9 protein-coding genes are annotated in these 11,556 nt (G+C 43.8%); 3 read left to right on the top strand and 6 right to left on the bottom strand.

Features of this window, described 5'->3' with window-relative positions:
* Window positions 1–37: 37 nt before the first annotated feature.
* Window positions 38–1,219, bottom strand: coding sequence for a hypothetical protein (locus DWW70_RS12860; RefSeq protein WP_118649985.1), 1,182 nt, complete (start codon window positions 1,217–1,219; stop codon window positions 38–40).
* 251 nt (window positions 1,220–1,470) lie between these two features.
* On the opposite strand from DWW70_RS12860, the gene DWW70_RS12855 reads away from it, so the two are divergent.
* Window positions 1,471–2,118 carry a DUF4230 domain-containing protein gene (locus DWW70_RS12855; RefSeq protein ID WP_118649984.1) on the top strand — a complete coding sequence of 216 codons (648 nt, stop codon included), beginning with the start codon at window positions 1,471–1,473 and terminating at the stop codon, window positions 2,116–2,118.
* Window positions 2,119–2,476: 358 nt separating this feature from the next.
* Window positions 2,477–3,022, top strand: a complete 546-nt coding sequence (locus tag DWW70_RS12850; RefSeq protein WP_118649983.1) for a type III toxin-antitoxin system ToxN/AbiQ family toxin — start codon at window positions 2,477–2,479, stop codon at window positions 3,020–3,022.
* A 5-nt stretch (window positions 3,023–3,027) separates the two neighbouring features.
* On the opposite strand, the gene DWW70_RS12845 is transcribed toward DWW70_RS12850, so the two are convergent.
* Window positions 3,028–5,799, bottom strand: a complete 2,772-nt coding sequence (locus tag DWW70_RS12845) for an AAA family ATPase (protein ID WP_118649982.1) — start codon at window positions 5,797–5,799, stop codon at window positions 3,028–3,030.
* Window positions 5,796–6,968 (bottom strand): exonuclease SbcCD subunit D, encoded by a 1,173-nt coding sequence (locus DWW70_RS12840; protein ID WP_055272282.1) that lies wholly within the window; start codon window positions 6,966–6,968, stop codon window positions 5,796–5,798. Before DWW70_RS12840 ends, DWW70_RS12845 begins: the two co-directional genes overlap by 4 nt.
* A gap of 171 nt (window positions 6,969–7,139) precedes the next feature.
* Here DWW70_RS12840 and DWW70_RS12835 point away from each other — a divergent pair, with 171 nt between their 5' ends.
* Window positions 7,140–7,658: a DUF6512 family protein gene (locus tag DWW70_RS12835; protein ID WP_055272281.1), complete on the top strand. Its 519-nt coding sequence runs from the start codon at window positions 7,140–7,142 to the stop codon at window positions 7,656–7,658.
* On the opposite strand, the gene DWW70_RS12830 is transcribed toward DWW70_RS12835, so the two are convergent.
* Genes DWW70_RS12830 through DWW70_RS12820 form a run of 3 tightly spaced genes read right to left on the bottom strand, consistent with a single transcriptional unit; the run spans window position 7,645 to window position 11,512 of the window.
* On the bottom strand, window positions 7,645–8,223 hold the full coding sequence (locus tag DWW70_RS12830; protein WP_015534682.1) for a DUF1294 domain-containing protein: 579 nt from the start codon (window positions 8,221–8,223) through the stop codon (window positions 7,645–7,647). The genes DWW70_RS12835 and DWW70_RS12830 overlap by 14 nt on opposite strands.
* 59 nt (window positions 8,224–8,282) lie before the next feature.
* Window positions 8,283–10,739: an ABC transporter permease gene (locus DWW70_RS12825; RefSeq protein ID WP_022216823.1), complete on the bottom strand. Its 2,457-nt coding sequence runs from the start codon at window positions 10,737–10,739 to the stop codon at window positions 8,283–8,285.
* Between the two features lie 11 nt (window positions 10,740–10,750).
* Window positions 10,751–11,512 carry an ABC transporter ATP-binding protein gene (locus DWW70_RS12820; protein WP_015534679.1) on the bottom strand — a complete coding sequence of 254 codons (762 nt, stop codon included), beginning with the start codon at window positions 11,510–11,512 and terminating at the stop codon, window positions 10,751–10,753.
* Window positions 11,513–11,556: the final 44 nt, after the last annotated feature.

Below are 11,556 nucleotides of genomic sequence, written 5' to 3'. Positions count from 1 at the left end.
CTTTTTCATGAATCTCTGTTACAGCCAGCTTTTACTGTTACGATTGGCTGTCGAAATATATCTCCTGCATAAAATCCTCTCTGAATGTTGTAAGAGGATCATCATTTTCCAGCGCAAATAAAAATATCCAGTCATACGGATTGCCTGCGTAAAGTGTCTGATACCCGGAACTCAGCAGAATATCATTTATCCGCAGCCGACAATTCTCTGCATCTCTGCCACTCACCGTTCTGCCTCCACACGCAACTGCTTTCCCCGCCAGGTACTCATAAAATGAGAGAAGGATAAGCAATTTTCTCATTCTCTCATCTGATATGCGCGCACCATTAAGCACTTTTTCCAAACCATCCCGATCCGGATAACAATACACGGCAAACGCATGGATCAGCCCGCTGTCTGTAAGTATATTTCTGATATTTCTTCCACCGGCCGCTTTTCTGACATTTGGTCCATACAAACCTATCATTTGCAGATAAATAGTCCACACCGACAGTGAGGTTTCAAAGCCATTGCTTTTGCCGCCCTCAGGAAGCTCCACTTGAAATGCCCTGCGCTCTGCTGCGGCTATTCCATTCTCACCCGATATTTTCAGCCACATTCTCTTTAACATTTTTGTCGCAGTAACATGCTTATAGACAAATCTTTCTGCATTTTCGGCTATATATACCGCAGTTTCTTCCATAGATGAGAGATTCTTCACCTCACCTGCTATATCGCCTGTATAAAACACTGTATCACTGTCCGGAATTCTCTGAACATCCACACCCGGCAGATTTTCCAACATCATTTGCAGCGTCTTATAATCCGTTTTCAGTTTGATCGCCATATAGTACACTATCTCTTCCATATCATGAAGATCAAATCCCCTCGAAAGGCAGATCCTTCTCAGAAAATCCTCAGTCTCCTCGACTCCCAAGCCAAATACAAAGCTCAATTGCAATGCGGTACTCTTATTGATATTAATATCTCCTGAAAACCACTTTGGCATATTTCTCGGAGGCATCACACCGCACACGCTGTATCTTTTCTTTATAAAATCTGTTTTACTGCCCACGTCATCCAGACTCCCGGTATAACCTTTCTCTATAAGAAATGTATCCAAAGCCTCTCCAAAATCTCTGAAGAGATCCATCTGGCAACGCAGCTCTTCCAGATAATTGTCATCATATGAGGTGATTTCACTGCAGCGAGCCATCATCCTGTCTGTATATTCTGCCATTTGTATTTTCCGACTTTCCATAAATAATTATATATTAAATAGTATGTTGTTATCCTACTCATTGTCAATATATCAATATTAGGGTTGTCTATTATTGTCATTTAATGTAGAATTAATAAAAATGTGTGGAGGAATTTTCAATGAAAAAGCTACTGATTGGTATCGGCATTATATTAGCTCTAATTATTGTATTTTACCTGATAGTACTTATAACTGGATGGATATAGAATTTTTATTATGAGGACATACATATGAAAAAAATAAGCACTTTTTTACTTAAAGCATTTATTCTTATTTTATTTTGTGTAATTACATTTTTTATAACCCGATACTTATATGTACCAAAGGGGCAAAAAATCAAAAAAACCGATTCGGCTATCGGTAAAACAATTGAGTTATCAGGTGAAACCATACGTTCTAATATTGCCAACATTGGTAAACTTGCAACAGCAGAATACACATATACTCATGTTGAACATTTTGATAGTTCTAGAACTATAGGCGATTTTAAGATTCCACTAACAAAGACTTCTTACATATTTAGCTATGACGGAACCATCATCGCTGGTGTTGATTTTACCAAAACAAATGTCAACAAAAATGACACAAGCAAAACTATTACTATTACTTTGCCCGAAGTTGAAATTATCAGCTCTGATGTAGATCAGGATAGCTTTCAATTATATGATGAAAAAAAGAACATTTTTAACCCTACTGATATAACTGACTATGTCGAATCTTTTGCAGATTTAAAAACCTCCGAAGAGCAAAAAGCAATTGACAAAGGTTTACTCGATGATGCAAAAGCAAATGCCTGCACTATCATCAACTCTTACATGGCATCGCTTAATATACCAAACTACACAACAAATATAACATTTGCAGGCACAACCAATTAGCCAATATACACTTTGTATACTTTTATTAATGTTTTATAAAATATCAGTAATTACACTTGATATTGATCACTTTTTAGGATATTCCCAGATCACTATAAGTTACTAAATAAGTCAGCTCTAATTGACACTAACATTATTGAATGTTAGAATTCTTGTATGATATGATTATGGTAACCTTACCATGCGAAATGGGAACTTTAAGAGATGGGTGTTCTACCATATAAAACAAATGAACAATTTTAATATGGATGTTCTACCATACAAAATGGAACAATTTTATGGGAGCCCTACCATGCAAAAAGGTTTTTAAGAGCTGTGCATTTTAGCACAGCTCTTTTATATTCTCAGAAAGGCGATAATGGATATCCTAAATTTTTACTATATTGATTTAAAATACATAAGAAATCTGTCTCGTGCAGATGACAACGTAATGTCAGTCTCCCCTCAGGTAGGTAAGGAGAATCGACCATTTCTTGGAATAATCATTCTTATAGGTGGTCAGAAATATTGCATCCCCCTTACCTCACAAAAAAAGAAATTTGAAAATATGAAAAGCCAGATTGATTTCATCAAAATATTTGACCACAACAGCAGGCATCCTGAGTATTCTTCTAAAATCATAGGAATTCTCAATCTAAACAATATGATTCCAGTTAACAACTCAGTTATATCTAAGGTCAATCTGAAATTAAACCCTCACGATACCCCAGATAAAACAAAACGAAAGATTCTTATGCAGAAACAATTATCCTGGTGTCGGGATCATTCCGATACTATAATCAACAGAGCCAATAAAGTCTACTCTCTCATAACTGATTTTCCCGACAAAAATCGCAACCTTACAAAAAGATGTGTAGACTTTAATAAACTTGAGCACATTTTAGCCCAATACTCGGATGACTAAAATCACTACACCACCAGCCTCGCCTTCGCCCTGCCGGTTCTGTCCTTTTCCACCACGATCTGCTTGTCAATCTTCTCCTTGAGTTCAGTCACGTGCGATATTATTCCCACCAGCTTGCGTCCCTCGGTCACGCTGACCAGCGCTTTGTATGCCTGTGGCAGAGTCTTTTCTGTATCAAGGGATCCAAAGCCCTCATCCACAAACATGGTATCTATCTGAATTCCGCCAGCCGAGGCCTGCACCTCATCGGAAAGTCCAAGCGCAAGGGAAAGTGAAGCCATGAATGACTCGCCCCCAGAAAGAGACTTAACGTCTCGTCTGCTGCCGTTGTAATGATCCACAACACAGAGGTCAAGGCCGATCTGGCTTCGCCTGTCACTGCTGTCCGTCACACGCCCCAGTTCATACTGACCGTCTGACATCTTCAGAAATCTCAGATTTGCACGCTGAATTATCCTGTCAAAATACGACATCTGTATGTATGCCTCTAGGTTTATCTTATTCTTGCCGGATACATTCCCTGAGGCAGTGTCATAGAGCGACTTCACACTGACGTATTCCTTTTCTTTTGCCAAAAGCTCATCGGACTTTCTGCCGATATTCGCCATCGCCGTTTCATTTGCACGGATGCGGCTGTTTCCATCCTGCATGAGAAGTCTGATCCTTCCCAGCTCATCTCTTGCTGCGTTTTTATCTTCCTCAAGCTTGGCAAGTTCAAGCTTCTCTGCTGACTCCAGCGTGTCTGTCAGAGCCTTTATCTGCCCCTCCAGCGTCTTAATATCCTGGATCACAGCATTATATTTCTTCTCAGAGACGTCAAATGAATCCTGCAATTTCTTTGCTCTGCCAAGAATCTCGTTCATCTGCGTTTCCGCCTCACTCCGATTCCTGAATCTGAGCCCCGCGGCCAGTTCTGTCGCCTGTTCTCTGTCTGAGACAACCTTTGCCGTGAGCGCCGATATATTTCTCTCAAGCTCCGCCAGCTTAACCTGCATCCCGGCAAATGTTTCTTCTTCCTGAGGAAGTTTTGCAGCAAGCTCATCCCTTCTGCTGACCCTTTTGCGTTCAGCCTCAATCTGTCTGTCAGTCTCCGCAATCTTCTCATTATAGTATCCAATATTCTTCTCAACCTTTTCCGGCAGAACATCTATATCCTCCGGATCGTCAAATTTCCTTCCAGCCTGCTCAATAATGCTGTTTCTGATCTCCATGACGCTGGCAAGCTTTACCTTTGCATCCGTAGCACTGGCATTTGCCCTGTCGCGGGCTTTGTCAGCATCCTTCTTCGCATCATCTAACTGTGCATCTGTCGGAGCCTCCTTTGGCAGCGATGCAAGGAGTTTGTGCTCCGTCGCACCGCACACAGGGCACGCCTGTCCCTCCTTCAGATCCTTTGCTAGGATCCCCGCCTGGGCATTCCTGTAGAGCGTGCTCATATGCTCATACATATCCTGCTTTCTGGTATACATCTCATTATCAAACAGATACTGCTTCTGTGCTTTGTACACCGCCTGCTTTCTTCTGCTGTATTCCATGAGCAGTCTGCTTATGCCATTCAGATAGTCAACAGCGTCAGCCATCTTCTCCCTCGATGCCGTGATTGCAACTATTTTCTCCCCCGCATCCGCAAGCTGTGTCTGCTCCTGCCTCAGCTTTTCTATGCTCTTCTGTTTGTCTGTCACAAGCATTCTGCCCTTCTCGGCCTGTTCATTTTGCCTTTGCAGGAGCTGTTCCTCGTCTGCAATATTTTTTCGCTTCTCGTCCAGTTTCTCATAGTTTGGAAGCTCGTTATTTATAACTGCTGCCTGCCTTTGGAGCTCTTCCGTCTCTGGGAGCGCTTCCTTTGTCCTGTTTAGCTCTGTCTCAGCAGTAGTTCTGTCATTCTGTACATTTGCAAGCTCCAAATGTGTCTTTTCAAGCTGCACTCTGGCTTTCTCTGTCTGCTGTGCCTTGCCTATCAGCGTGTCAAGTTCCCCGACCCGGGTCTCAAGTGTACCGATCTGCTTCTCATATGAATCCGTTCTTGCCTTCTCCGTTACAATAAGCTTTCCGATGAGTTTGATCACCTCATCAATTGGCATCTGGCCGTCCTTCGCTTTTTGGACACTGAGCCCAAAAGGGTCATCCTCTCCGCAGACTATCCCGGATATATACTGCTCTATACTCTTCTTCATATCGTCCCGTTCACTCTGAAGCTTTCTCGTCTCATCCTGAAGACGCTTCTGCAGAACAAAATACCTTGATGTGTGAAAAAGCTTGCTGAATATCTTCTGTCTGTCCCCGGACTCCGCCACCAACAGTTCCTTGAACTCGCCCTGGGCAAGCATGGATATCTGCGAAAACTGCTCTCTGTCCACACCCAACAATTCCTGAAGATATGAATTTACCTTCGTTCTGTTGGAGATGACCGAGTCATCCGGCAGATACAATTCTGCAGCCGCATCCTGCAGGGTAGTTCCTTCACCTTTTTTCTTACGTCTCTCATAGGAAGGATTTCTTTTAACTCTGTAAGTCTTCCCCATATGATCAAATGTCAGCTCAACGTAGGTATCTGTGTCCACATCGGCATACGTTGATCTCATCATCCTCGCATCACGGCTCGCCCCGCTCGGCTCATCATACAGCGCATAACAGATGGCATCGAATATCGTGGTCTTTCCCGCACCTGTATCCCCAGTCACAAGATACAAGCCTTCAGCCCCAAGCTGGGCCATGTCAAGCATCTGGACTCCCGCATATGGTCCAAATGCCGACATCGTAAGATTAAGTGGTCTCATAATCGCTCCTCTCTCCATACAGAGTCTATAATATTCTGAACAAAACTCCTCTGTTCATCGCTCATTTCCTGGTTGTTCTGCTTCTCATACAACTCTCCAAACAGATCTATAGGCTTTTTCCCTTCAAGCACAGCGCCATCGTCTATCGTCTGTGTCACACGGGTTCTGGTGTTGTCGTATCCAAGCTTCATCACATTTGGATAGACCGTTCTGAGTTTTCCCAAAGCATCCGGCACGTCATCCTCGTCCGTGAGAACCACATACAGATAATCATCCACAGCCGTCCCCTCATAGTTTCGCCTGTCCATCAGCTCGTCAAATGTTCCCTTTACCTCGCGCAGCTCATGCATCGGAACAAGCGGAACAGTCCTTATCTCTATTTTCTTGTTCTCAGGGATGTCAACAACTGCCACCGATTTGGTGTGGTTAGCCTCCGAAAGAGAATACTTAAGCGGTGTTCCACAGTATCTGACAGTCTCCCTGCCCACCTTCTGCGGCCCATGTATATGCCCCAGCGCCACATAGTCAAATGAGTCGAATACCGACACATCCACATTGTCCAGACCGCCCACATTCTCCTCCGACTCCGAGCGCACAGCCCCGGTCACGAACTGGTGGGCCACAAGGATATTTGTAACCTTCTCATCAACATCCATGTGCTCCACCGCCACACGGCAGGCATCCGTGTAATCTTTTATATCATCCGCCTCATCAGGGAATACCGCTCTGACCATTGCCGGCTTCACAAATGGCAGCATGTATATGTTCGCCAGCTGTCCTTTTCCATCCTCCAGCTTATATGGTCTGACCAGCCCATCTCCCATCATGGCTATATGTGCCGAATCATATACCGGCGATATATGGATTCCACTGAGATCAATCAGACTTGATGCAAATGCCAGCTTGGCCGCCGAATCATGGTTGCCGCTGATGATATATACTTGCAGCTTTCTCTTTGCAAGCGAGGTCAGGAAGCTGTCCAGCAGTTTCACCGCCTCCTCGCTCGGCACAGACTTATCATATACATCCCCGGCTATGATGACTCCATCCGGCTGCTCATCATCGATGATGCCCAATATTTCTTTTAATATATACTCCTGATCCTCCAACATAGAAAATTCATTTACACGCTTTCCTATGTGAAGATCAGATAAATGGATCAAACGCATATGTACTTCCCCTTTAAACAAAACATTCGTTGAAATAATTATAACATCACCGACAATATATCCCAATTATGTTTATCTTAATTTCGTTGATTTCGGTTTCTCCGCTACATGAAATACCATATTCGTCATATACTATGTAATATAGCACTAGTTTTCATCGGAGAACTCTCTATGGCAACTACTAACAAACTCAATTTTTTTCGTTTTTTCTTCATATCGATCCTCGGAGTGCTGCTGCATTTCACCTACGAGTGGTCAAATGACAATCCCGCTGTCGGACTATTCTCGGCAGTGAACGAGTCAACCTGGGAACACCTGAAACTTATATTCTTTCCAATGCTCCTGCTGACAATGATTGAATTTCTCTGGGCTCATATAAAAGATAAGCCCCTGCCGGAACATTATCTTCCAGCAAGGACTGTCGGTATCCTGTCAGGTATGGCATTCATTGTGGTCGGTTTCTACACTCTAAACGGTGTACTGGGCAGGAATTATGAATTTCTGAATATCGCACTTTATTTTGCTGGGGTTGTATATGCATTGCGCACCGAAAACAGATTAGAATCCAGGCAAATGTGCATAAACGACTACGTTTCCATGACTATCCTGGCAATTCTCGCGGTTGCATTCTTTGCATTTACCAACTATCCGCCTGAACTTGGGATATTTTCGGATCCTACAGCAGATTAACCACACACATCAAAAGCACCACCTGCATTACAAGTATAAGTGGCACTCCAACCGAGAAATAATTCTTCCTTATCTTGTGCCTAAACACCACCATTCCAAGCAGAGCACCGATACTTCCACCGGCAAATGCCATACCGAGAAGGACCGCTATAGGTATCCTGTATCCGCCCTTGACCGCTCTGTATTTGTCAATTCCGAACATGACAAATGTTACAACACTCACTGCCGCAACGAACCAAAGTGTCCATCTGTATTCCACAAACACATCCCAGAATGCAAAGCTCCATTTGCCCACAGGTCTGAGCTTCCACGTCATGAACACCGCAAGCTCTATCACACACACGCACACTGTGAACACTCTCAGCATCATATTTGTCTTGGATGCAGTCCTGTCACACAACGCAAATGCTATAATCATGCCAGGGGCACCACCGGCAATGGCTATGATCCCCAGCAGAACACTGAGCGCCTTATGACTTGTTCTCCTGCGTCTCGCAGCCGTCACTCCATCAAGGACAGCTCCTAGTATATTTATACATATCAGATATATGATCAACTTATCCATTATATATACCCACCTTGTCTACTGACATTGTATACATAGTTCCACTCTCCTATATACTTCTACTGATCTGCGATGAGCACCTGCGGCTGAACCTTTCTGATGTTCCCCGCTCTGATAAATGCTACCACAGAGAATAACACGCTCATAAATACCAATGGTATAACCAGTGATATCACGCTTGTACTTAAATTAAAACTGTATATTCCAAATGATTCAAATCCTGCCTTGAAGAATGGCTTGCTGACGATAAGTGCCAGAACTATACCAAGCAGCGAACCCACAACTGCCGTCACGATAAAGCGGACCGCAAGCTGGCATCTGAGTCTGAAGGATGTAAATCCAAGTGCCTTGTATATTCCGATATCCTTCTGCTCACGCATGAGAACCTTGCCACACACGATTATGACCGTGACTATCACGAATACAGCCCCCAACATATATGTGAGCAATGTGAGTCCCTGTATTGCAATGTTGACTGTACCCGCCACTTCTTCAAAATCATCCTTTGCTGAATGTATTGAATACGTGATGCCCTGATTATCGCCATATCTCTTATCTATCTCCTGGATTATCGCATCACATTCATCAGTATTGTCAAGATCATAACATATTCCTTTGCCGCTCCATTCCTCTTCATCTGAACTGCTTTTGGCAGCTCCACTGACACCAGACTCACTTACGGTCTCTTCGCTGGCAAACTTACTATATGCAGCCTTACTAATTGCAAAGTTCTTGCCCATATCATTTGCCGAATCGTATATGCCGGAGATCACCATCTTCCTTGCCACGCCGCCGCGCTTGACTGTGACTGTGTCACCTACGTTCATGTGAAATCCATCAGCCACATACTGGGTTATCAGCACTTCATTGTCATATGTGCAGGTTCTTCCCTTTCTTATCGTGTTGATCATATCAGGGTCCTCCACTATATAACAATACATCTGCACATCATCGAACAGAAGGTACTCGCTGGACATTTGATATTTTCTATACGCTGTGTGTTCTGATATAACATTCTCTATATCCTTCTGCGTATCCTCATCGACAAACGAAGCAGTCAGGTCATACTTCGTGACTGAAAACATATCCACCAGCATATTCTGTGAATTAAACCAGCGCATCATATCGTTCATAAGTATCATGAACATGGCAAGTATAGCAGTCACTATGATGGCTGCGGCATACTGTTTCTTCTCAGATATAAACTGTCTGTATGCAAGACTCACACCAAGTTTCTTGCCTGAGACCGGAAGTTTCAGAACGCTTGAGAAATGCACACTGTCCCGTCCACCTCTTATTGCCTTTATAGGTGTGGCCTCGGATATTCTCCTTGTCTTCAACATGATAAATGCTGCTACTAGAAGCAGTATCGCCAATATGACACACAGCACAAGTCCTACATTAATATCAGACGGAACTTCAAGTCCTGAAGAAGATCTTGTGGCACTATTTATAATTTTTAGTATCGGAATGGCCAGTGGTATTCCAGCAAACAGTCCAGCCGCCACAGTGCACATATACCCGGCAAGCAACGCCAGCTTCACCGATGCATTTGTCATTCCGACCGCTTTGAGTATTCCTATGTTAACAAAATCCATGTCTATGCTGCTGCCGATGTTGTGTCCTAGAACTATCATAGCCGCCACCAGAAGCAGCACAACAAATATAAGCAGCACCGCGGAGAATACCTTTGTCATAAGAAGCATGTAATTTCCCGCCTGCTCCTTTGATAAAGTTATCCAGCAATATGACGCGAAATCACTCACATTATTCAGTTCTCTCTCAAACTCCATCTCCGTGAGGTCCAGGCCCGGCTTTTTATCTATTATGATAAGCTTTGACAATTCAAAGGATCTCTTGTCATCTTCCAGTCCGCTTCTATTATCTTCCGCAGCCTTTGCCTTGAGATCCGCAAAATCCTCATCTGAGATCAATATCGTCTTTATTCCCATGACCGAAGATCCCATATATGGATCCTCGAAAAATGACGCAACTTTGAAGGTATAAGAACCGTTATCATTGCCCAGCTCGACTGTATCACCAATCTTGCAGTCATACATACCTATGAAACTGAACGGCACACTTACCTCACCTTTTTCAAGCCGGCGATCTGTCATTTTGTTATCCACATCATACTGATCATATGTGAGCACGCTGTCTGTATCATTCAAAACGAAGCTGCTGTTTCCGCCTTTTCCATTGCAGTCCTTAAGCAGCAGATATACAACATCAGTTGCTTTCACTTCCTGCACTGCATCACATTTGCCAATATTCTTTATTATCTTGTCTGCACTTGTTCCATAGGCATCCAGCCTGTTCTCCCCGTAAAGTGCGGCAAGCATACCTCCATAACCAACCTCTTCCATAGCTTCCGAATCATGCCTTATGGAATTCGTGTAGTAAGAAAGCACTGAACAGAATGCCAGAGAAATGATAAGCATGAGCACGAACACACTTATATGCACGCCCTTGTTTCTTCTCATATTTCCTCGAAGCACCATCATGATATATCTCATCCCGGCACCTCCTACCACTGCATGGAACCAAGCCATGCATCTATCTGGCTCTCACGGCTCTTGCGATCTTCTTCAATATATTGTGACAGCTTCAGCTCACCTATGATCCTTCCGTCCTCTATGTAGATGATCCTGTTCGCCCTGATAGCAGCCCTCACATCGTGGGTAACCATGAGTATGCTCTGTCCCTCCACGTTGAGCTCGGTGAGAAGGTCCAGCACATCCTGGGTATTCCTGCGGTTTAATGCGCCTGTCGGCTCATCCGCGAAAAGGATACCCGGACTGTTGATGACCGCTCTGGCAATAGCGCCCCTCTGTGCCTCTCCGCCGGACACCTGTGCCGGAAGTCGGTCAGCAGCACTTTCTATATTCATCTTTTTTATGAGTTCATCAGCCCTGTTTTCAGTCTCTTTTGTTCTCGTATCCTTATTCATATAACCCGGCACAAGTATGTTCTCTCTAATGCTGAGGTTACTAACAAGATGTATCTGCTGAAACACAAATCCAAACTCATACACCCTGAGTTCTGCCATGCGCTTCTCATTGTATTCTGTTATATCCTCGCCATCATATATGACCTTTCCCGAAGTCGGTCTGTCCATCCCGGACAGACTGTAAAGCAGTGTGGATTTTCCCGAGCCTGACGCTCCCATGATGACTGTAAAATCTCCCTTATAGATATCCAGATCCATGTTGTTGAGCACATGATTCTGCACGCCCTCACTGGAAAAGCTTTTGCAAAGATCTCTTGCCTGAAGTATTATATCTGCCATTTTTCTCTCCTTTTTATAGTTGTAGCACGGGGGCATTCAGACAT

The sequence above is a fragment of the Coprococcus sp. AF16-5 genome (genome assembly GCF_003479365.1).
Classification (GTDB): Bacteria; Bacillota; Clostridia; order Lachnospirales; family Lachnospiraceae; genus Coprococcus; species Coprococcus aceti.
Note: the sequence above shows the minus strand (reverse complement) of the source record. Positions and strands in the feature narration are given on the sequence as shown.

Excerpts from the sequence above, each read along its gene's own strand:
- DWW70_RS12845 (WP_118649982.1), bottom strand. The coding sequence starts at position 5,799 with ATGAGACCACTTAATCTTACGATGTCGGCATTTGGACCATATGCGGGA.
- DWW70_RS12860 (WP_118649985.1), bottom strand. The coding sequence starts at position 1,219 with ATGGCAGAATATACAGACAGGATGATGGCTCGCTGCAGTGAAATCACC.
- DWW70_RS12820 (WP_015534679.1), bottom strand. The coding sequence starts at position 11,512 with ATGGCAGATATAATACTTCAGGCAAGAGATCTTTGCAAAAGCTTTTCC.
- DWW70_RS12830 (WP_015534682.1), bottom strand. The coding sequence starts at position 8,223 with ATGGATAAGTTGATCATATATCTGATATGTATAAATATACTAGGAGCT.
- DWW70_RS12835 (WP_055272281.1), top strand. The coding sequence starts at position 7,140 with ATGGCAACTACTAACAAACTCAATTTTTTTCGTTTTTTCTTCATATCG.
- DWW70_RS12825 (WP_022216823.1), bottom strand. The coding sequence starts at position 10,739 with ATGAGATATATCATGATGGTGCTTCGAGGAAATATGAGAAGAAACAAG.
- DWW70_RS12840 (WP_055272282.1), bottom strand. The coding sequence starts at position 6,968 with ATGCGTTTGATCCATTTATCTGATCTTCACATAGGAAAGCGTGTAAAT.
- DWW70_RS12850 (WP_118649983.1), top strand. The coding sequence starts at position 2,477 with ATGGATATCCTAAATTTTTACTATATTGATTTAAAATACATAAGAAAT.
- DWW70_RS12855 (WP_118649984.1), top strand. The coding sequence starts at position 1,471 with ATGAAAAAAATAAGCACTTTTTTACTTAAAGCATTTATTCTTATTTTA.